Genomic DNA, 19,755 nt, shown 5'->3' on the forward strand with positions numbered 1-19,755 from the left:
GGCGCTGGCGCGTTACGGTGTCGTGGCGTCAGACCCATTCCTGGATGACGTGATCGGACGCGTGGATGCAGGTCATCTGCAGGCGGCCGGTGCCGGTATTGACGAAGCGGTGCGGCGTCTCCGGATCGACGACGATGATATCGCCGGCCTTACCCATGATCTTCTGCTCTCCGACGGTGAACTCCGCTTCGCCCGAGTGCACGATCCATGTTTCCGGATAGGGATGAACGTGAAGGGCAGGCCCCTGGCCAGGCTCGGCATCCATCAGGAACAGCGAGATCGGCGTGCCGAATTGCCCACCTTCAAACAGGATCGTGCGGTTTGGGCTCTGCTTCTGTTCTGTAAGGGGAATGACATGAAACATGCTGGCCTCCATCGTCGTCCGGGTTGGCTTCCCAACGGGAATAAATTATCTTCACGAGAAGATATTATCCGAAACTATCTTCTCGTCAAGATATATTGACCGATGCCGAGGTGAACGATGCAGAATGAGAATGAGGGAAGGGACCATGTGGACCGTCTGCAAGCGCAGTGGGCTGCCGAACTGCCCGACCTGAATACCGAGCCTATGGCCATCCTCGGGCGCGCCTACCGGCTTTCCAATCTGGTGCGCCCCTCGATCGAGGAGACCTTTGCCTCTTTCGGCATCGACCGCGGCGAGTTCGACGTGATCTCGACGCTGCGGCGATCCGGCCCGCCTTACCGGCTGACGCCGACGGATCTCTATACGCTGCTGATGATTTCGTCCGGTGGACTGACGCACCGGCTCGACCGGCTGCAGAAGGCAGGATTGATCCAGCGGGAACGCTCGGCGTCCGACGGCCGCAGCAGCGTCGTCGGGCTGACGGAAAAGGGAATAGCCCTTGCGGAAACCGCCTTTCGCGCCGACATGGCGAGCGAGTCGCGCTACCTCGAGGTGCTGAGCAAGCAAGACCGCACGGCGCTGGCGGCGCTCCTCAGGAAACTGCTGATTTCGTTGGAGCAAGCGCCACCGAGTGATCCGGCCTGATCAACGGCTGTTTGTCACGATTTCGTTTGACAACAGGAGCCGGACCCACTAAAGCCGCCCCAACGCCGGGCAGAAATGTCCGGTGTTTCATTTGACATGTCCCGTGGCTTCTCCGTCTGCGTGATCGTGAGAAACCTGTCAGAGCCCCGAAAATGGGTTCAGAGGAGGGCGTGTTTCCTTGATCCGGTTTGGAAACAGGCCGGTGTAACTGTTTGAAAGGAAATGCGATGAGCAAGCGCGAATCGTCCAAGTACAAAATTGACCGCCGTATGGGCGAAAACATCTGGGGCCGTCCGAAGTCCCCGGTAAACCGCCGCGAATACGGCCCGGGCCAGCACGGCCAGCGCCGCAAGTCCAAGCTCTCGGACTTCGGTGTACAGCTGCGCGCCAAGCAGAAGCTCAAGGGCTACTACGGCGACATCCGCGAGAAGCAGTTCCGCGCGATCTTCGCCGAAGCTGACCGCCGCAAGGGTGACACCCCGGAAAACCTGATCGGCCTGCTCGAATCGCGCCTCGACGCGATCGTCTACCGCGCCAAGTTCGTTCCGACGGTCTTTGCTGCCCGTCAGTTCGTCAACCACGGCCACGTCAAGGTCAACGGCGTCCGCGTCAACATCGGTTCCTACCGTTGCAAGCCGGGCGACGTCATCGAAGTCAAGGAAAAGTCCAAGCAGCTCGTAACCGTTCTCGAATCGGTTTCGCTCGCTGAACGCGACGTTCCGGACTACATCGAAGCCGATCACAACAAGATGGTCGCGACCTTCGTCCGCGTACCGGTTCTCTCCGACGTGCCTTACGCCGTCGTCATGGAACCGCACCTGGTCGTCGAATTCTATTCGCGTTAATCCGAGGCTCTCGCCTTGTGACGTTTCGAAAGCCGCCCGGAAACGGGCGGCTTTTTTGTCAGTGCCGATCAGCATCCGCGCTACCGCGGACCCCAGCGAATAAGCGCCTTATCGTCGCCTCGATCCGAAAGCGATGACCAAGAGGGAAGCCCGATGCCCGAAGAGCAGAAGCCGCAGGATCTGCAGGCGATCATCGACGACATTCATCGGGAGCTGAGCCCCCGGTTCGGCCAGGGCAAGGTCGCCGACTACATTCCACAGCTCGCGCGCGTGGACGCCAAGCATTTCGGCATGGCGATCGTGACCACAGGCGGCCAGATCTATCGCGTCGGCGATGCCGAGGTGCCGTTCTCGATCCAGAGCGTCTCCAAGGTCTTCACGCTGACGCTGGCCCTCGGCAAGCACGGCGAGAACATCTGGCACCGTGTCGGCCGCGAGCCCTCAGGCTCCGCCTTCAACTCGATCGTCCAGCTCGAGCAAGAGGGCGGAAAGCCGCGCAACCCCTTCATCAATGCCGGCGCCATCACCATCAGCGACTTGATCCTTGCCGGCCATACGCCGCGGGAACTGATCGGCGAGATCGTACAGTTCGTCCGCTATCTCGCCGACGACGACCAGATCGTCATCGACCATGAGGTCGCGCGTTCGGAGACGGCCACCGGTTACCGGAACTTCGCGCTTGCCAATTTCATGCGCTCCTTCGGCAAGCTCGACCACCCCGTCGACCACGTGCTCGGCGTCTATTTCCATCACTGCGCGCTTTCCATGACCTGCAGCCAGCTTGCGAAAGCCGGGCTGTTTCTGGCCGCCGGCGGCAGCAATCCGCTGACCGGCCATAACGTCGTCTCGCGCCAGCGGGCGCGGCGCATCAACGCACTGATGCTGACCTGCGGCCACTATGACGGCTCGGGCGATTTTGCCTATCGCGTCGGCCTGCCGGGAAAGAGCGGCGTTGGCGGCGGCATTCTGGCGGTGGCGCCTGGCAAGGCGTCGGTTGCCGTCTGGTCGCCTGGCCTCAACGAAAACGGCAATTCGCTGCTCGGATCGCTGGCGCTCGAAATGCTCGCGGCGCGCACTGGCTGGTCGGTCTTCGGTCCCTGAACTCGTCCGACAAGGGCGATCTGCACTGTGCGGCCGATTTCCCTTGATCTTGACGGCTGGAGCGGGCAAGTGCTGGCCCAAGATTAGCCGGGCGCCGGTTGCGCCTGCCTGCCGCACAGGATCCCCGCCATGGACCTTTCGCTCAACGCGTCGCAAGACCAGGCCGAAACCATTTTTGAGACCGAAATCGACGCCGGCGCGCATCCGCTGTTCAGCCGCATGCCGTCCTCCGTCTCGTTTAATAAGCTGCGCAAGCGCCTTCTTCGCCAGACCCGCCAGGCGCTCGACGACTTCGGCATGCTGAAGGGCGCCAAGCGCTGGCTGATCGGCCTTTCCGGCGGCAAGGACAGCTACAGCCTGCTGGCGCTGCTCATGGATCTGCAATGGCGCGGGCTGCTGCCGGTGGAGCTCATTGCCTGCAACCTCGACCAGGGCCAGCCGAACTTCCCGAAGCACATCCTGCCGGAATACCTGGCATCGATCGGCGTCAAGCATCGCATCGAGTATCGCGACACCTACTCGATCGTGAAGGAAAAGGTGCCGACGGGGGCGACCTACTGTTCGCTCTGTTCGCGGCTGCGCCGCGGCAACCTCTATCGCATCGCCCGTGAAGAGGGCTGCGACGCGCTGGTGCTCGGCCACCACCGCGAGGACATTCTCGAAACCTTCTTCATGAACTTCTTCCACGGCGGCCGGCTGGCTTCGATGCCGGCAAAGCTCTTGAACGACGAGGGCGACCTGATGCTGCTTCGGCCACTCGCCTATGCGGCCGAGGACGATCTCGCCAAGTTCGCGGCGGCCATGGAGTTTCCGATCATCCCGTGCGACCTCTGCGGCTCGCAGGACGGCCTCGAGCGCAATGCGATGAAGGCGATGCTGGCCGATATCGAGCGACGCATGCCGGGCCGCAAGGACACGATGCTGCGGGCGCTTGGCCACGTGAACCCGTCGCACCTGCTCGATCCCAAGCTGTTCGATTTCCAGTCCCTCACACCGGAGCCCAAAGAATGAGCCATTCCGTCGACATTGCCGGCCTTGCCAATCTGCTGCAGGAAGCGGCGGTGAAAGAGATCCTGCCGCGGTTCCGCAATCTTGAAGCCGGCGACGTCAGGGTGAAATCGGAAGCGATCGACCTCGTGACCGAGGGCGACGAGGCGGCCGAACGGCTGATCAAGGCACGCATCGAAGACGTCGCGCCGGGCGCACTTTTCGTCGGCGAAGAATCGGTTGCGGCCGACCCGGCGCTGCTCGACAAGCTCGCCGATGCCGATCTCGCCGTCGTCGTCGACCCGATCGACGGCACCTTCAATTTCGCCGCCGGCGTGCCGCTCTTCGGCGTTATGGCAAGCGTCGTCGCCAAGGGCGAGACGGTTGCCGGCATCATCTACGATCCGCTCGGCAACGACTGGGTGATCGCCGAGAAGGGCTCCGGCGCCTGGATGTGCCGCGCCAATGGATCGCAGGAGCGCCTGTCGGTCACCGCAGGCGTGCCGCTCGAGGCCATGGTCGGCGGTGCCTCGACCGGTTTTTACAAGCAGGAAGCACGCCGCGAAGTCATGGCCAACATGGCCAAGGTTCGCATCGCCACCAGCTACCGCTGCGCCGCGCATGAATATCGCATGCTTGCCGGCGGTCACATCCACTTCCTGATGTACCAGAAGCTGATGCCGTGGGATCACCTGGCTGGCACGCTGATTTCGCAGGAAGCCGGCGCCTATGCCGCCCGCTTCGACGGCTCGCCCTATCTGCCGTCCCATCTCAATGGCGGCCTGCTGCTTGCCACCGACAAGGAGAGCTGGGAGACGCTGCGCCGCGAGGTCTTCACGGTCTAAGCCGTTCGAAGCAGCCCAAAATACAAAGCCCGCCCGGATTGCTCCGGGCGGGCTTTTTGTTTGCCTTACGGCGGCCGGTTACATATGGCCGCCACCGTGATCCATGCTGACGTCCTTGTCGCCGGGATGGGTAAAGAGCTTGCCCTTCTCGGCCCAGAGCGTTGCCAGGATGGTCAAGGCCCCGAAGAGGGCGAAGCCGCCGAACAGCGGCTGCAGCGTGCCGTTGAAGAGCTGGCCGACGGCGCCGCCGATGAGCGCGCCACCGGTCGTCGAGACGAAGCCGGTGATCGCCGTAGCGGTGCCGGCAAGGTGACCCATCGGCTCCAGGCTGATCGCGGTGAAGTTCGTCGCGATGACCGCGAAGAACATCAGGAGCACCGAGAACATCAGATAGCTGACGACGAAGGCCGGCGTGCCGGAGAGCGACATCACGAAGCCCGCGACCGAGATCAGCGTAAACAGGATCATCGAGACATGCGAGATGCGGCGCATGCCGAAGCTGCGGACGAAGAAGCCGTTGGCGAAGTTGGCGACAGCAATGCCACCGGCCGTACCTGCAAAGGCGATCGGCAGCCAGTCACCGAGGCCGTAGACCTCGCCGAAGATCTGCTGGACCGTGACGATGTAGGCGCAGATGACGGCGGTAAACATCGTCATGCCGATCATGTAGCCGCAAGTGATGCGGTTGGTGAGAACGGTCTTGAAACCCGACGCGACCGCACCGACGGAGAGCGGCATGCGCTCTTCGCGCGGCAGGGACTCCTTCATGCGGGAAAAGGCCCAGACGAAGAGGATCGCGCCGATGACGCCGATCAGGATGAAGATCCAGTGCCAGTTGGCATAGAGGATGACGAGCTGGCCGATCGACGGAGCGACGATCGGTACGATCATGAAGACGATCATCACATAGGACATGACGCGCGCCATTTCGCGGCCGCCGAAGCAGTCGCGCACGATCGCCATGGTGGTGATGCGGATGGCCGCAGCACCGATGCCCTGGATGAAGCGCAGGATCAGCAGCGTCTCGAAGCTCTGGGTGAGGGCGGCGGCAAACATCGACACGGTGAAGAAGGCGAGGCCGCCGAGCAGCACCTTGCGGCGGCCGAAGGCATCGGACAGGCTGCCGAAGAAGATCTGCGAGATGCCGAAGCCGAGGAAGAAGACGCCGATCACCAGCTGGCTGTCGTTGGTGTTGGCGACGTTCAGCGACTGGCCGATTGCCGGCAGAGCCGGCAGCATGCTGTCGATGGCGATGGCGACGCTCGCCGTCATGACGGCGATGGTGATGATGAATTCGACGATGCCCATGTTGAGGCGCTCGGCCCCCGAGACCCCGTCGACATGTTCGGATTGATTGGTGATGGTGGACATTGGGAAAACCCGTAAATTCAATCTTTGGAAAAGGCTGGTCGGCGGTTTAGAGCGCGACAGCGACAGTTGGCGCTTTAGAGCTCAGCCGGCCGGCTGATGGTGCGGTTTGAACAGCTTGCCGCGTTCGGCGATGAGCACGAAGACGAGGCCGATGGCCGCGACGGTGAAGTAGCCGGTGGCAAGCGGGGTGGCCGTTCCGTCGAAGGACTGGCCGATGAAGGCTCCGATCACGCTCCCGCCGATCGTCTGCATGAAGCCGAGAACCGAGGACGCCGTGCCGGCGACATGGCCGAGCGGCTCCATGGCCATGGCGTTGAAGTTTGGCGCGATCAGCCCGAACTGGAACATCGTGGCGCAATAGAGGACCACGAAGGCCGGGAAGGGCAGCGGCGCATAGAGCGAGGCCGACATCCAGATGAAGCTTGCGAGCGTAAAGCCGCAGAGGGCCGCATGGGACAACGGCCGCATGCCGAAGCGGCGGACGAGGCGGGAGTTGGTAAAGGAAGCGACCGCCATCATACTCGCGAAAGCCGCAAAGACAAGCGGAAACCACACGCCCAGATCGTAGACGCCGACCAGCACCTGCTGCGCCGAGTTGATGAAGCCGAAGAGCGCGCCAAGGATAACCGAGGTCGCGAGCGTATAAAGCAGCGACAACCGGTTGGTCAGCACGATGCGGAAACCGCTTAGGATTACCGAAGGCGTGAAGGCGCGGCGGTGGGCCGGATCAAGCGTTTCGCCGAGCTTCGACAGCACGATCGCGATGTTCATCACCGCATAAAGCGCGACGATGACAAAGATCATATGCCACTCGGCAAAGCTGATGATGAGCTGGCCGATCGACGGGGCGATCACAGGCACGATCATGAACACCATCATGACCAGCGACATCACCTCGGCCATCTGCCGGCCGCCATAGACGTCGCGGACGATCGAGATGGTGATGACGCGCGTGGCAGCCGCACCCGCGCCCTGCATGAAGCGAAGGGCGAGCATGAGGCCGAAGGTCGGCACCATGGCAATTGCCACCGCACAGACGGCATAAAGGGCAAGGCCCGCCAGAAGCGGCGGCTTGCGCCCGAACCGGTCCGACAGTGGGCCGAAGAACAGCTGCGCCACGCCCATGCCGAGCAGGTAGGCGGTGATGATGTATTGCCGCTCGTTTTCCGACGCCACGCCCAGGCTGGCCCCGATTTCCTGGAGGCCCGGCAGCATGATGTCGATCGAAATCGCGTTCGTCGCCATCAGTGTGGCCATCAGCGCGATGAACTGGAATTTCGTGAGGCCGGGCAGGGCATCGTCGTTGGTCGTGCTTGTCATTTCAAAAGTCCTAGCGGCGCGGTGGGCGCCAAGCGAAACAGGTCTGGGTCCGGACCGCTCCGGAAAAAGAAGGATGTCGGCTGGCTAAATGCCGGTCGGCACAGGGATGTCAGGCGGGAGCGACCGGGAAGCCGCACCACATGGACCGGGCCTGCAGGAAGCGGCGGGAGCATCGATCGGCAGCGACGGGGTCATTTCCGTGCCGGGAGGCCGGAGCGGGAACCGCTGCTGCTTATGCCGAACGATCGCGACTGCTTCATGACAGGCCGAAAATGCGGCCCCAGGCCTCGCTGCAGAACGCCGGAAACGTTTCAGGAAGGAAGCCTGCTTTCACAAACATTCAAACGGTCATTGCGCGAACCAAGCGCGCAAAGCCTTTGGGAAGACAACGAAAATCGAGATCCGGACGGAACGTCCGAATCAAAAAAGGCGGTTGCCCGCCTTCTCCGATGGATCGGGACAAGGCGTCCTTAGATCAGGCGACAGCGCCCTTGACGGCGATACCCTGCTCCGAAAGGTGGGACTGAAGTTCGCCGGCCTGGAACATCTCACGCACGATGTCGCAACCGCCGACGAATTCGCCCTTGACGTAGAGCTGCGGGATCGTCGGCCAGTTGGAATAGTCCTTGATGCCCTGGCGCAGGTCCGCGTCGGCGAGCACGTTGATGCCCTTGTAGTCGACGCCGATGTAGTCGAGAATCTGGACCACCTGACCGGAGAAGCCACACTGCGGGAACTGCGGCGTACCCTTCATGAAGAGCACCACATCGTTCGTCTTGACTTCGTTGTCGATGAATTCGTGAATTCCGCTCATCCTGTCTTCCTTCCTGCGCCGGCTTCAAGGGCCGGATATCGATTGGGTCTTAGATAGCATGCATATTGGTGATTTTCACCACCCAATCGCAACAAATATTGATGGGCCTCAAGATGTGGTTTTAATACCACTCAAGCCGTGCGGCGCCGCGCCTTGCTGCGCGCCGCCGAGGTTTTCCGCCGGCTGACCTGTTTCTTCGCCGGCTTGCGGATGGCGGCTTCAAGGATATCCGCGAGGATGCCGCCGCCAGAGGCCGCCGGCCGCGTCCGGCGCTTCGTCCGCTTGGTGGTCGTGCGCTTGACGCCGGTCTTCCTCAGAATTTCCTTGAGCGCGCTGTCAACGACGCCGCTGACGAGTTCCTTGATCAGGTCAGCCACGCCAGCTTACTCCGGCGCGCTCGTCTGAAGTGCCAGGGCATGTAGCACGCCGCCCATATTGCCCTTCAGTGCGTTGTAGACCATCTGGTGCTGCTGCACGCGGCTTTTGCCACGAAACGCTTCGGCCACGACTTCGGCGGCATAGTGGTCGCCGTCACCGGCCAGATCGCGGATCGTGACCTTGGCTCCGGGAATCCCCGCCTTGATCATGTCTTCGATGTCGCCTGGTGTCATGGGCATGATACGCCAACTCCCTTTTTATTCTGCAACGTCAGCAGCCTGCCGACGTTGTCCATGAAACAAGGGAACCACGATTCAGGGGCGGAACGCAATTGCTGAATTGGGTGAGGGAGGGCAGTTGCCAGCGCCGACACGATCAAATGATCGCCCTCGGCAGCGCCTGCAAGCAGGCACGCAACAGGGGTGACGGGAGCCGCAGAAAGTGCGGCTCCCGTCATCGATCTCTCAGTTTTCAGGCGCGAGGTCGCCCTGCATGAAGTCCGGGAACCAGCCTTCATGGGCGGCGCGGAGATCCGCAACCGAGACGGCCCTGGCGTCGCCAAGCTTGACGGCGTCGCCGCCGGTCTTGCCGATGATGGGGAGCGAGACGCCGGCAGCCTTGGCACGAGCGGCAACCGCGTCGAGCGCGCCGGCGGCAACCGTCACGACGTAGCGACCCTGGTCTTCGCCGTAGAAGGTCGCGATCGGATCATGGCCGGCAACAGCGTCGACCGAGGCGCCGATGCCCGAAGCCATCGCCATTTCGGCAACGGCAAGTGCCAGGCCGCCCGACGAGCAATCGTGCACGGCGGTTACAAGACCGTCGACGATCAGGCCGCGGACGAAGTCGCCAACCTTGCGCTCATGCACCAGATCGACATGGGGCGCCGGGCCATCGGTGCGGCCGTGAACGTCGCGCATATAGACCGACTGGGCGATGTGCGAGCCGAGACCGGCCGGCGCGCCGGCGACGAGGATCGTTTCGCCTTCAGCGGCAAAGCGGATGCGCGCCATCTTCGACCAGTCCTTGATCAGGCCGACACCGCCGATGGTCGGGGTCGGCAGGATCGCCTGGCCGTTTGTCTCGTTGTAGAGCGAGACGTTGCCCGACACGATCGGGAAGTCGAGTGCGGTGCAGGCTTCTCCGATGCCCTTGATGGCATGAACCAGCTGGCTCATGATCTCAGGGCGTTCCGGGTTGCCGAAATTGAGGTTGTCGGTGGCTGCCAGCGGCAGCGATCCGGTTGCCGTCAGGTTGCGCCAGCATTCGGCGACCGCCTGCTTGCCGCCTTCGTAAGGATCGGCTTCGACGTAGCGCGGCGTCACGTCGGAGGAGAAGGCAAGCGCCTTGGAGGCATGACCTTCGACGCGCACGACACCGGCGTCGCCGCCCGGCAGCTGCAGCGAGTTGCCCTGGATCAGCGTGTCGTACTGCTCGTAAACCCAACGGCGCGACGAATTGTTGGCCGAACCGACGAGCTTGACGAGCGCGTCGGCGACGTCGGCTGCCGGAATGTCGTTGGTTGCGAGCGGTGCCGCGGTCTTGGCCGGGGTCCAGGGACGATCATATTCCGGCGCTTCGTCGCCCAGTTCCTTGATTGGCAGGTTCGCAACCTCTTCGCCCTGGTGCAGGATACGGAAGCGCAGGTCGTCGGTCGTCTTGCCGACGATTGCGAAATCGAGGCCCCACTTGACGAAGATCGCTTTGGCGACCTCTTCCTTGGCGGGCTCGAGCACCATGAGCATGCGCTCCTGGCTTTCCGACAGCATCATTTCATAGGCGGTCATGCGCTCTTCGCGCACCGGAACGGTGTCGAGGTCGAGCTCGATGCCGAGGTCGCCCTTGGCGCCCATTTCGACGGCCGAGCAGGTGAGGCCGGCTGCACCCATGTCCTGGATGGCGATGACGGCGCCGGTCGTCATCAGCTCGAGGCAGGCTTCGAGCAGGCACTTTTCGGTGAAGGGGTCGCCGACCTGAACGGTCGGGCGCTTCTCTTCGATCGACTCGTCGAACTCGGCGGACGCCATGGTCGCGCCACCGACGCCGTCGCGGCCGGTCTTCGCACCGAGATAAACGACGGGAAGGCCGACGCCTTCGGCCTTGGAGTAGAAGATGGCATCGCTCTTGGCGAGGCCGGCGGCAAAGGCGTTGACCAGAATGTTGCCGTTGTAGCGGGCATCGAACTCGACTTCGCCGCCAACGGTCGGAACGCCGAAGGAGTTGCCGTAGCCGCCGACACCGGCAACGACGCCGGAAACGAGGTGGCGGGTCTTCGGGTGGTCGGGCGAACCGAAGCGCAGCGCGTTCATCGCTGCGACGGGACGGGCGCCCATGGTGAAGACGTCGCGCAGGATGCCGCCGACGCCCGTTGCCGCGCCCTGGTAGGGCTCGATATAGGACGGGTGGTTGTGGCTTTCCATCTTGAAGACGACGCAGTCGCCGTCATCGATATCGACCACGCCGGCGTTTTCGCCCGGGCCCTGGATGACGCGCGGCCCCTTGGTCGGCAGCGTGCGCAGCCACTTCTTGGAAGACTTGTAGGAGCAGTGCTCGTTCCACATGGCCGAGAAGATGCCGAGCTCGGTGAAGGTCGGCTCGCGCCCGATCAGGCCGAGGATGCGCTCGTATTCGTCAGGCTTCAGCCCGTGCGATGCGATGAGGTCCGGGGTGATGGGGCGGGTGTTGGAAATCGTCATCGTCGACCGTCAAATCCTTCGGGCGGCGCGCAATCCACTAATGAGGAATATGGCGCGTGCGAACCGCAACAGAAACAGGGGGCGCTTTGCGGCTTCTTTAACCTATGCTGCGGCGGGGCGCGACAGAAAAATACGGGCGATCAACAGCGGTTGATGCCCGTATGAAGCTTTGTTGAGCGCGACTGCGCAGGCCTGCGTCAGAACTTGTAGCCGAGGGCGAGGCCTGCGCGTGTCAGGCCGTTGTTGGGACCGTCGCAGAGATTGGCATGCGACGCATGTTCAACGGTCGCCGAGACGTTCCAGTGTTCGTCGAGGCGCACGCCCGCGGCGGCGTATTCGCGGAAGAGGACGCGGCAGCCGAGTTGCGGACCGGAACCGTTGGGATCGTCGAGATCGCCGTCGTGAACCGTGCCGCCCGCGCCGAACTCCACGAAGAGGCGTTGCGTCATGTCGAAGGTCCAGCTCAGGCCGGCATAGGCCTGGTTGACGCCGTTCGACGACGTGGCCACGGCAGCACCGGTATAGACGCGTGGACGCAGCAGCTTTTCGCCGAGATCCGCGGCGCCGTCCGCATTGAACGGATCGAAGTAGAGCGTGAACGAGGGAAACACGCCGTCTTCCTGCTTGCCGCCGCTGGCGATCGATGTCGTCACGCCGAAGCGCATTTCGTCAAAGACACCATCTTGAGCCGCCGCCGGCGCGGCGATGACGGAGGTGGTCGTGACGAAAAGAAGGGATGCAATCAGGCGGGACGGAACCGGGCGAAGCGATAGCGGCATGCGAAATCCTTGAGGGCGAATCATCTACGCAAGACTGCTAAAACAGTATGATGCGGAAGCTTGCGCGAAAGTCACCCCGTCGATTTCGATAGTCACTCGAAACTGTCGTAGCCGGCTCGGCCGCTGTCGAGCAGCCGCTTCAGTGTCTGGAATCCGGCTCTCACCTCGGCGCGCTGCGGTGGCGAGGAAAAGCCGATGCGGATCCGATGGAAGACGCGATCGGTACGGCCGGCCTTGAACTCGTCCTCGTCGTCGACGAGCACGCCTTCCTGAAGAGCCGCCTGCTTGAAGGTTCCTGACAGCCAGGGGTCAGGCAACTTCATCCAGAGGAACGGAATGCAGGGATGGGACGCGAACTCGATACCCTCAAAGACCTCGCGCGCCATTGCTTCGCGGGCGCGAACCTCCTCAATGCCCTGGCTGCGCAAGGCTGCAGCCGAGCCGGAGAGCACCAGCCGGGCGCAGAGTTCCGCCAGGATGAACGGCAGGCCGCCGCTGACCATCTTGTGGGCGATGCGGATGCGCTGGCCGAAATGCGGAGGGCAGGCGACCCAGCCACCGCGAACGCCTGCGGCAACGGACTTTGAAAGACCGCCGACGAGGAAGGTACGTTCGGGCGCAAGCTCGGCGAGCAGCGGCGTTTGATCGCCGGTCATAGCGCCGTAGAGATCATCCTCCACCAGCCAGACGCCGTATTTGCGGGCGATATCGGCGATCGCCTGGCGGCGGGCGAGCGGCATGACGGCCACTGTCGGGTTCTGCGCGCTCGGCATCAGGAAGGCGAGCTTCGGATGCTGCTGCGCGCAGACGCGCTCGAAGTCGTCGGGGATCATGCCGAAGGCGTCGGATTCGACCAGCGTCGTGCGGCGACCAATCAGGCCGGCGCTGCGGCTGACCTGCGAATAGGTGAGCGTCTCGAAGGCGATGCGGTCGCCTGGGGCCGTCACCGCCGCGATTACGGCAACGACGGCCGCATGCGCACCGAGCGTCGGCACGATGTTTTCGGGCTTAGGACGAAACCCTCCGCGCGCCAGCCATTGGCAGCCTGCCTCGAACCAGTGATCCGGGAAGTTCCGCGCGTAGCTGGCAATATCGGCGTGATGCTCGTGACTGATTTCGCTCAACACTTCGCTCAGCACCGTTCCCTGGCCGATATCCGGCGCGGCGGTGCTGTCGAACCTGAGCTTGCCAACGGGCGCGACCAGGGGCCGGGTGCCGGCAAGGGACGTCGTCAGCGGGTCCGCCTGCTCCGGCGGCCGGCTTTCGGGATGGTCGAGCACATAGGTGCCGCGCCCGACTTCGCCGCTCACAAGCCCGCGCTCGCGGACAATATTGTAGGCGCGCCCGATCGTGCCGATTGTCACCCCGATATCGTAGGCGAGGTTGCGTTGCGGTGGCAATTTGGCGCCGACGGGCAAGGCCCCGTTGCCAATTGCCAGTTCGATTTGATCGGCGATCCGTGCGTAGAGCGGACCGTGACCCTGCTGAATGTCGGGGAGCCAATTTGTCATAGTGACAATTCTTTAGATTACAGCGGAAAATATGTCAATTATCACCAAGACAACGATAGCAATCGCTGCATTGGGGTTGTCAATGAGTACAATAGATACAATTTGTTTGTCCCGCTCGGAAGCGACGTCCGTGGGCTGCACCGGCACATTACTGGGCGGCGACTATTCGGACGAACGCGAGGGTCTGCTGAAGCGGCTTTGGACCCGCTATTGCGAGCTGGCGGCGAAGCGACGCGGCCGGTTGGCGCTCGAGGAGATGAGCGAGTGGCAGCTCAAGGATATCGGCGTTTCGGAAAAGGACGCGCGTCAGGAATCGACTGTCCCGTTCTGGCGCTAACCGATCGGATAGAACCGACTGTCCGAAATGCAAAAGGGCCGGCAACCTTGAGGTCAACCGGCCCTTTAATCAATTCGACAAGTTCAGCTTGGGGCTATTTGCAGCCCTGTCCGCCAGCGGCCCAGCGCTTGATGTCTGCGGCCATGCGCGTTCCCGTCGGCTCGCTCATCAGCGGCCCGAAGGCCTGCAGGCGGGCCGGATTGCCCTCGGCCTGAACGACGGCGAGGGGGCGTGCCTCCGGCGACTTGCGCGGCACGATCAAGATGCGCGGACGGCCGGAGAAGGAATTGAGCTCGGGCGCCAGGCGATAAGACTTGAATTCCGCATCGCCCGACTTGAACCAGCAGCTGTTGGCGCCGAGCGCCACGCGTTCCATGGTCGGCAGCGCCGCCGTGTTCGGGCTCGGGGCCGGCGGCTTCGGCGATTGGCACGAGGCCAGAAGCATTAGACCGAAGGCCGTGCAGGCAAGGCCGGTCAGGCGTGCAGGGGCAAATGAAGGCATCGACGGTCTCGCTCGCAAATGGGGATGGGTCGGATGCCTTCTACAGCCGGATGGTTAAGCGGCGATTACTTCGAGCGCAGACGCGAAGAGGCCGCGGCCGTCGGAACCGCCATGGGCGGCTTCGATCAGGTTTTCCGGATGCGGCATCATGCCGAGAACGTTGCCCGCAGCGTTCATGACGCCGGCGATATCGTTCATCGAACCGTTCGGATTGGTGCCTTCGGCGTAACGGAAGACCACCTGGCCATTGCCTTCGATCGTCTTCAGCGTCTCGGCATCGGCAAAGTAGTTGCCGTCGTGATGGGCGACCGGCGAACGGATGACCTGGCCCTTGGAATAGGCGCGGGTAAAGTCGGTGTCGGCGTTGACAACTTCGAGCTTGATCTCGCGGCAGACGAATTTCAGCGAGGCATTGCGCATCAGCGCGCCGGGCAGGAGGCCGGCCTCGACGAGGATCTGGAAGCCGTTGCAGACGCCGAGAACCTTCACGCCCTTTTCCGCCTTGGCCTTGATCGCCTGCATGACCGGCATGCGTGCAGCGATCGCGCCGCAGCGAAGGTAGTCGCCATAGGAGAAACCGCCGGGAATGACGATCAGGTCGACATCCGGAATCTCGGTCTCGGTCTGCCAGACGGTGACAGGCGCCTTGCCGGAGATCTTGGTGAGGGCCGCGATCATGTCGCGGTCGCGGTTGAGGCCCGGAAGCTGGACGACGGCTGACTTCATATCTCTGTCTCCGATACGGCGAGATCAATCTTGATGGCGCGCTCCGAAGAGCTGGCATCTGCTGCGACTATGGCAGCGGCGTTCCCGAGGGGACCAGCGGCTGCTCCGGCATTTCGTAACGTCTGGTTCCGCGCCCGAAGACGCGGAACGATTCCGTCGCCTGCAGGATCAGGCGAAGGAGATGCTGTAGTTCTCGATGACCGTGTTGGCGAGCAGCTTTTCGCACATGGCCTTGAGGTCTTCCTCGGCCTTGGCCTTGTCTGCGGATTCGATCTGCAGGTCGAAGACCTTGCCCTGGCGAACCTGGCCGATGCCGTCGAAGCCGAGTGCGCCGAGCGCACCTTCGATTGCCTTGCCCTGCGGATCGAGAACGCCGTTCTTCAGCGTCACGGTTACACGTGCCTTGATCACTTTGATTTTCCCCGAAGTTACTTCACGAGAACCGGACCGGTGCCGCGCACGGGTTCGTTCTCATTCATGATGCCGAGACGGCGGGCGACTTCCTGGTAGGCCTCGACGAGGCCGCCGAGGTCGCGGCGGAAACGATCCTTGTCGAGCTTCTCGCGCGTCTCGATGTCCCAGAGACGGCAGCTGTCCGGCGAGATCTCGTCGGCAAGCACGATGCGCATCATGTCGCCTTCGAACAGCCGGCCGCACTCGATCTTGAAATCGACGAGCTGGATGCCGACGCCGAGGAACAGGCCCGAGAGGAAGTCGTTGATGCGGATGGCGAGCGCCATGATATCGTCGAGTTCCTGCGGGCTTGCCCAGCCAAACGCGGTGATGTGCTCTTCGGAGACCATCGGGTCTTCGAGCGCATCGGCCTTGTAGTAGAACTCGATGATCGAGCGGGGAAGGACCGTGCCTTCCTCGATGCCGAGACGCTTGGCCAGCGAGCCGGCGGCGACGTTGCGCACGACGATCTCAAGCGGGATGATCTCGACTTCCTTGATCAACTGCTCGCGCATGTTGAGGCGGCGGATGAAGTGCGTGGGGATGCCGATCTTGTTGAGGTGCGTGAAGATGTACTCGGAAATCCGGTTGTTCAGCACACCCTTGCCGTCAATGACGTCGTGCTTTTTCTTGTTGAAGGCGGTCGCGTCGTCCTTGAAGAACTGGATGAGCGTGCCCGGCTCTGGACCCTCATAGAGGATCTTGGCCTTGCCCTCGTAGATACGGCGGCGACGATTCATGGATTTGTCTCTGTAGTTGTTGGCGCTCTCGGGACGCGCGTGGAACATCTCTCGGGGTCCATAGCCGAAAAGAACCGATTTCACAATCGGCGTATCTGCCCGTTCCCCTGATTTGCATGGGGCGCCGCGCGCCTTCTCAAAGTGCGCCAAGGTTGCTGCCGCCTCACGAAGCGGCGATGTCCTGATCCTTGATCAAAGGCGATCTGAGGAACCGCACAAAGGGTAACATGAAAGTCATCAAACCGGAAAAGTTCACATTGCAGTTTGACCCGCGTTTTGATTTATGGCGATAAACTGATTTCAGACATGGAATTCTCAGGGAGATTGATTGATGACGTCGATGCAGGATCGCGAAAAGGCCTTCGAAGCAAAGTTTGCGATGGACGAAGAGCTTAGGTTCAAGGCTGAAGCGCGTCGCAACAAGCTGCTCGGTCTGTGGGCCGCCGGCCTGCTCGGCAAGGCCGACGCCGACGCCTATGCCAGCGAAGTGGTGGCTGCCGATTTCGAAGAAGCCGGCCATGAAGACGTCGTTCGCAAGATCAAGGCGGATTTCGACGCGGCAGGCGTTGCCCAGACCGAAGAGCAGATCCGCGTGCGGATGCTCGAACTGCTCGGCGAAGCCGTCCAGCAGCTCCAGAGCAAGTAAGCCGAAAGGCTGTTGCCGCATTCATTGAAGCGCCGCCCGTCCATCTGGCCGGGCGGTTTTTATTTGTCCGGACCGCCGAACACCGGCTTCCAGCCGCGGCGCAAACGCTGCTCCAGCTCCAGCCGATCCATCGGCCGCGCAAGCGCATAGCCCTGCAGCACGTCGCAGCCGAGGTCCCGCAGCATCGCCGCGTGCTCCCAGGTCTCCACGCCTTCGCCGACGACAGCGATGTTGAGCGAGTGGCCGATGTCGACGATCGCGCGCACCAGCTTCGCCTGCTTGGCACCTTCGGTCATCGGTCCAACGAGCGCCCGGTCGATCTTGAGCCGGGCCGGATTGAGGTTGAGCAGGCCGATGATCGAGGCATGCCCGGTGCCGAAATCGTCAATCTCGATTTCGATGCCGAGGTCGCCGAGAGCTGAAATGGTCCCGGCGATTTCGTCTTCCGGGTCATCGAGGAAGATGGACTCGAGCAGCTCGAAGGAAAGGATGCCCGGCGGGATCCGCATGTCGCGCAGATCGGCGATCAATCCTGGGTCGCGCAGCCGCGGCGACGACATGTTGACCGAGATCTTGGGAACGCCGAGCCCTTCCTTTTGCCAGGACTGAAAGTCGCGATAGGCGAGCTCGACCACCTTCCTGTCGATCGCCGGCAGGACGTTGATCTCTTCGGCCACCTTCAGGAAATGGAAGGGGGTGAGGATGCCGCGCTCCGGGTGGTTCCACCGCACCAACGCCTCGACGCCGGATATCTCCAGCGAGCGCGCATGGAACTGCGGCTGGTAATAGACGGTGAACTGCCCTTCCTCGATCGCCTGGCGAATATCGTCGCCGATGCGCTTGGCGTTGAGGATCTGGGTTTGAATGAGCTCGGAGAACACTTCGACGCGATCGCGCCCGACGCTCTTTGCCCGATAGAGGGCGATGTCGGCATTCATCAGCAGCTGTTTGGCGTCGATGTCTTCGCCCCCCTTGAAGGCGATGCCGATGCTTGCGCCCAGGCGGCAGAGCTGACCGTCATAGGGAATGGGGCGGCGGAAGGCATGGACGATGCGCTCGGCAAGCTCGGTCAGCTGCGGCAGGTCGCGGTTCCGGCGGCAGAGAATGACGAACTCGTCGCCGCCGATGCGGGCGATAAAATCGTCGTGGCGGGCGTGGGCACGCAGGATCGCGGCCGCATGCGTTAACATCGCGTCTCCGGCCTGGTGTCCGAGCGTATCGTTGATCTGCTTGAAGCGGTCGAGATCGATATGCAGGATCGCGTTGACTGCGACATTCTCCGTCAGCATCTGATCCAGGTAGCGACGGTTGGGCAAGTCGGTCAGGTAATCGTGCAGCGCGTTGTACTCGATCCTGATCCGCGCCTGCTCGAGTTCACGGTTGCGCCCTTCGGCCGATGCTTTCGCCTGGCGCAGTTCTTCCTGCAGCGCGATGTCCTCGGTAACGTCCCAGTTGGCGCCGATGAGCTTGCGAGTTCCGAGATGATCGACATAGGTCGCGGCATTGGAGCGGATGTGGCGGACGGAACCGTCCGGGCGCACAATACGGAAAGCATTGCTGTAGGGTTTACCCGAGGCGATGCCTTCGTTGGTTCTGAGGACCACGGCATCGCGATCGTCGGGGTGAAGGGAGTTTTCCCAGGTCTCAGAGCTTGGTGCGCCGTCGGCGAGGTCGAGACCATAAATCTCGAACATGCGCTCGTCCCAGTCGTCGCGCAGTGCATCGAGATTGAAGTCGAACACGCCGATCTTCGAGACGCCGAGCGCCAGCCTCAGTCGGCGGGAGACCTCCTCGAGCCGGGCCTCGGCCTCCTTGCGGGCGGTGATGTCGGTATCCGTCCCGATGATGCGGCTCGGCCTGCCATCCGGCCAGTAGGCAACCGAGGCGCCGCGGCTTTCGATCCAGATCCAGTGACCGTCGGCGTGACGCTCTCGATACTCGAAAGTGTTGAAGATCGCCTCGCCGGAATCCTGCCGCTCGATCGCGGCGCGCACATGCGCATGATCGTCGGGGTGAACGTTCTGGATCCAGTTTTCAAGGGTACCATCCACCTGGGCGTCTTCGGACAGGCCACGAAGCCGCCTCCAGGTGGCCGAGTAAAACAGGTCTCCGGTTTCGAAGTCGTGATCCCAGACACCCTCAAGCGCGCCGTCCAGGGCATATTTCCAGCGGGTCTCGTCGTTGCGCAATCCGGCGATCTCGTTGACGAAGTCATCGGCCGGCAACATCAGCAGCAGCGAGGCGGCTTCATCCGCGAACCGTACCGGCGAACAGGCAACGAGCATCGGCACGGAGCGGTCGGGACCAAGGAAATGGATCGTCTCGGCGACCGTCGATGTGGCGCGCGGCGGCACGCGCGACCGGTCCTCTTCCGCCACGAAGTCATTCAGAAAGGCGTGTCGCAATTGTACAAGCGTGCGGCCGAACACTTCGCCGGCAAGGACGTTAGCGGCCAGGATCCGTCCGTGCGCATCGACAATGACCGCGCCTGCCGGCAACCGTTCCAAGGTGGCCTGCGTCAGAGCATCCGGATGCGCCGGTGCGCCTTGCGCACCTTTGGTGAGACGTTCGTTTACGGCCACTTCCCATGTCCAGTATCTGCGGCCGAGCAACCAAGCGGAACGATCCGGTCAATGCCGGCGCAGATCAAGGTTCGACAGCGCTCGGCACCATCATGAGACGAGTCGCGTCGTGC

At 62.5% G+C, this 19,755-nt stretch carries 21 protein-coding genes; 7 read left to right on the forward strand and 14 right to left on the reverse strand.

What is annotated here, in order from left to right; genetic code table 11:
* Positions 1-28: 28 nt before the first annotated feature.
* Positions 29-364: a cupin domain-containing protein gene (locus tag ASD01_RS15445; protein ID WP_034794649.1), complete on the reverse strand. Its 336-nt coding sequence runs from the start codon at positions 362-364 to the stop codon at positions 29-31.
* Between the two features lie 117 nt (positions 365-481).
* On the opposite strand from ASD01_RS15445, the gene ASD01_RS15450 reads away from it, so the two are divergent.
* From ASD01_RS15450 to ASD01_RS15470, 5 genes are all read left to right on the forward strand, one after another.
* On the forward strand, positions 482-1,009 hold the full coding sequence (locus ASD01_RS15450; RefSeq protein ID WP_034794535.1) for a MarR family winged helix-turn-helix transcriptional regulator: 528 nt from the start codon (positions 482-484) through the stop codon (positions 1,007-1,009).
* Positions 1,010-1,236: 227 nt separating this feature from the next.
* Positions 1,237-1,854, forward strand: a complete 618-nt coding sequence (gene rpsD, locus ASD01_RS15455) for a 30S ribosomal protein S4 (protein ID WP_034794529.1) — start codon at positions 1,237-1,239, stop codon at positions 1,852-1,854.
* Between the two features lie 153 nt (positions 1,855-2,007).
* Entirely contained in the window at positions 2,008-2,955 is a 948-nt protein-coding gene (locus ASD01_RS15460) for a glutaminase (protein WP_034794526.1), read from the forward strand.
* A 129-nt stretch (positions 2,956-3,084) separates the two neighbouring features.
* Positions 3,085-3,966 (forward strand): tRNA 2-thiocytidine(32) synthetase TtcA, encoded by an 882-nt coding sequence (gene ttcA, locus ASD01_RS15465; RefSeq protein ID WP_034794511.1) that lies wholly within the window; start codon positions 3,085-3,087, stop codon positions 3,964-3,966.
* Positions 3,963-4,787: an inositol monophosphatase family protein gene (locus tag ASD01_RS15470; RefSeq protein WP_034794509.1), complete on the forward strand. Its 825-nt coding sequence runs from the start codon at positions 3,963-3,965 to the stop codon at positions 4,785-4,787. Before ttcA ends, ASD01_RS15470 begins: the two co-directional genes overlap by 4 nt.
* Before the next feature lie 78 nt (positions 4,788-4,865).
* Here ASD01_RS15470 and ASD01_RS15475 read toward each other — a convergent pair whose 3' ends face one another.
* From ASD01_RS15475 to ASD01_RS15510, 8 genes are all read right to left on the reverse strand, one after another.
* Positions 4,866-6,158, reverse strand: coding sequence for a multidrug effflux MFS transporter (locus ASD01_RS15475; protein ID WP_034794494.1), 1,293 nt, complete (start codon positions 6,156-6,158; stop codon positions 4,866-4,868).
* 81 nt (positions 6,159-6,239) lie between these two features.
* Positions 6,240-7,478 carry a multidrug effflux MFS transporter gene (locus tag ASD01_RS15480; protein WP_034794489.1) on the reverse strand — a complete coding sequence of 413 codons (1,239 nt, stop codon included), beginning with the start codon at positions 7,476-7,478 and terminating at the stop codon, positions 6,240-6,242.
* A 475-nt stretch (positions 7,479-7,953) separates the two neighbouring features.
* On the reverse strand, positions 7,954-8,292 hold the full coding sequence (gene grxD, locus ASD01_RS15485; RefSeq protein WP_034794485.1) for a Grx4 family monothiol glutaredoxin: 339 nt from the start codon (positions 8,290-8,292) through the stop codon (positions 7,954-7,956).
* A gap of 131 nt (positions 8,293-8,423) precedes the next feature.
* The gene (locus ASD01_RS15490; RefSeq protein WP_034794450.1) at positions 8,424-8,669 is read right to left on the reverse strand and encodes a hypothetical protein; all 246 of its coding nucleotides are present in this window, start codon (positions 8,667-8,669) and stop codon (positions 8,424-8,426) included.
* Between the two features lie 6 nt (positions 8,670-8,675).
* Positions 8,676-8,909, reverse strand: coding sequence for a BolA family protein (locus ASD01_RS15495; protein ID WP_034794447.1), 234 nt, complete (start codon positions 8,907-8,909; stop codon positions 8,676-8,678).
* 225 nt (positions 8,910-9,134) lie between these two features.
* The gene (gene purL, locus ASD01_RS15500; RefSeq protein ID WP_034794444.1) at positions 9,135-11,366 is read right to left on the reverse strand and encodes a phosphoribosylformylglycinamidine synthase subunit PurL; all 2,232 of its coding nucleotides are present in this window, start codon (positions 11,364-11,366) and stop codon (positions 9,135-9,137) included.
* Positions 11,367-11,563: 197 nt separating this feature from the next.
* Positions 11,564-12,145: an acyloxyacyl hydrolase gene (locus ASD01_RS15505; protein ID WP_034794442.1), complete on the reverse strand. Its 582-nt coding sequence runs from the start codon at positions 12,143-12,145 to the stop codon at positions 11,564-11,566.
* A gap of 92 nt (positions 12,146-12,237) precedes the next feature.
* Entirely contained in the window at positions 12,238-13,656 is a 1,419-nt protein-coding gene (locus ASD01_RS15510; RefSeq protein ID WP_034794440.1) for an aminotransferase-like domain-containing protein, read from the reverse strand.
* Between the two features lie 130 nt (positions 13,657-13,786).
* Here ASD01_RS15510 and ASD01_RS36745 point away from each other — a divergent pair, with 130 nt between their 5' ends.
* Entirely contained in the window at positions 13,787-13,993 is a 207-nt protein-coding gene (locus ASD01_RS36745; protein ID WP_034794438.1) for a DUF1127 domain-containing protein, read from the forward strand.
* A gap of 94 nt (positions 13,994-14,087) precedes the next feature.
* Here ASD01_RS36745 and ASD01_RS15520 read toward each other — a convergent pair whose 3' ends face one another.
* The 4 genes from ASD01_RS15520 to purC form a co-directional block, all read right to left on the reverse strand.
* Positions 14,088-14,495 carry a hypothetical protein gene (locus ASD01_RS15520; protein WP_034794436.1) on the reverse strand — a complete coding sequence of 136 codons (408 nt, stop codon included), beginning with the start codon at positions 14,493-14,495 and terminating at the stop codon, positions 14,088-14,090.
* 54 nt (positions 14,496-14,549) lie between these two features.
* Positions 14,550-15,221, reverse strand: a complete 672-nt coding sequence (gene purQ, locus ASD01_RS15525; RefSeq protein WP_034794430.1) for a phosphoribosylformylglycinamidine synthase subunit PurQ — start codon at positions 15,219-15,221, stop codon at positions 14,550-14,552.
* A gap of 168 nt (positions 15,222-15,389) precedes the next feature.
* Positions 15,390-15,632 (reverse strand): phosphoribosylformylglycinamidine synthase subunit PurS, encoded by a 243-nt coding sequence (gene purS, locus ASD01_RS15530; protein WP_034794427.1) that lies wholly within the window; start codon positions 15,630-15,632, stop codon positions 15,390-15,392.
* Between the two features lie 17 nt (positions 15,633-15,649).
* Entirely contained in the window at positions 15,650-16,414 is a 765-nt protein-coding gene (gene purC / locus ASD01_RS15535) for a phosphoribosylaminoimidazolesuccinocarboxamide synthase (RefSeq protein WP_034794646.1), read from the reverse strand.
* Between the two features lie 331 nt (positions 16,415-16,745).
* Between purC and ASD01_RS15540 the strand changes: the two genes are divergently transcribed.
* Positions 16,746-17,060, forward strand: a complete 315-nt coding sequence (locus ASD01_RS15540; protein WP_034794424.1) for a DUF1476 domain-containing protein — start codon at positions 16,746-16,748, stop codon at positions 17,058-17,060.
* A gap of 59 nt (positions 17,061-17,119) precedes the next feature.
* On the opposite strand, the gene ASD01_RS15545 is transcribed toward ASD01_RS15540, so the two are convergent.
* Positions 17,120-19,642: a sensor domain-containing protein gene (locus tag ASD01_RS15545; protein ID WP_051659309.1), complete on the reverse strand. Its 2,523-nt coding sequence runs from the start codon at positions 19,640-19,642 to the stop codon at positions 17,120-17,122.
* Positions 19,643-19,755: the final 113 nt, after the last annotated feature.

The organism is Ensifer sp. Root423, assembly GCF_001426275.1.
Lineage (GTDB): Bacteria > Pseudomonadota > Alphaproteobacteria > Rhizobiales > Rhizobiaceae > Ensifer > Ensifer adhaerens.

Bases quoted from the DNA above. Each gene is read 5' to 3' on its own strand.
- rpsD (WP_034794529.1), top strand. From the start codon at position 1,237: ATGAGCAAGCGCGAATCGTCCAAGTACAAAATTGACCGCCGTATGGGC.
- ASD01_RS15495 (WP_034794447.1), bottom strand. From the start codon at position 8,909: ATGCCCATGACACCAGGCGACATCGAAGACATGATCAAGGCGGGGATT.
- ASD01_RS15450 (WP_034794535.1), top strand. From the start codon at position 482: ATGCAGAATGAGAATGAGGGAAGGGACCATGTGGACCGTCTGCAAGCG.
- ASD01_RS15460 (WP_034794526.1), top strand. From the start codon at position 2,008: ATGCCCGAAGAGCAGAAGCCGCAGGATCTGCAGGCGATCATCGACGAC.
- ASD01_RS15540 (WP_034794424.1), top strand. From the start codon at position 16,746: ATGACGTCGATGCAGGATCGCGAAAAGGCCTTCGAAGCAAAGTTTGCG.
- purC (WP_034794646.1), bottom strand. From the start codon at position 16,414: ATGAATCGTCGCCGCCGTATCTACGAGGGCAAGGCCAAGATCCTCTAT.
- purL (WP_034794444.1), bottom strand. From the start codon at position 11,366: ATGACGATTTCCAACACCCGCCCCATCACCCCGGACCTCATCGCATCG.
- ASD01_RS15510 (WP_034794440.1), bottom strand. From the start codon at position 13,656: ATGACAAATTGGCTCCCCGACATTCAGCAGGGTCACGGTCCGCTCTAC.
- ASD01_RS15470 (WP_034794509.1), top strand. From the start codon at position 3,963: ATGAGCCATTCCGTCGACATTGCCGGCCTTGCCAATCTGCTGCAGGAA.
- ttcA (WP_034794511.1), top strand. From the start codon at position 3,085: ATGGACCTTTCGCTCAACGCGTCGCAAGACCAGGCCGAAACCATTTTT.
- purQ (WP_034794430.1), bottom strand. From the start codon at position 15,221: ATGAAGTCAGCCGTCGTCCAGCTTCCGGGCCTCAACCGCGACCGCGAC.
- ASD01_RS15480 (WP_034794489.1), bottom strand. From the start codon at position 7,478: ATGACAAGCACGACCAACGACGATGCCCTGCCCGGCCTCACGAAATTC.
- ASD01_RS15475 (WP_034794494.1), bottom strand. From the start codon at position 6,158: ATGTCCACCATCACCAATCAATCCGAACATGTCGACGGGGTCTCGGGG.
- ASD01_RS15505 (WP_034794442.1), bottom strand. From the start codon at position 12,145: ATGCCGCTATCGCTTCGCCCGGTTCCGTCCCGCCTGATTGCATCCCTT.
- grxD (WP_034794485.1), bottom strand. From the start codon at position 8,292: ATGAGCGGAATTCACGAATTCATCGACAACGAAGTCAAGACGAACGAT.
- ASD01_RS15445 (WP_034794649.1), bottom strand. From the start codon at position 364: ATGTTTCATGTCATTCCCCTTACAGAACAGAAGCAGAGCCCAAACCGC.
- ASD01_RS15520 (WP_034794436.1), bottom strand. From the start codon at position 14,495: ATGCCTTCATTTGCCCCTGCACGCCTGACCGGCCTTGCCTGCACGGCC.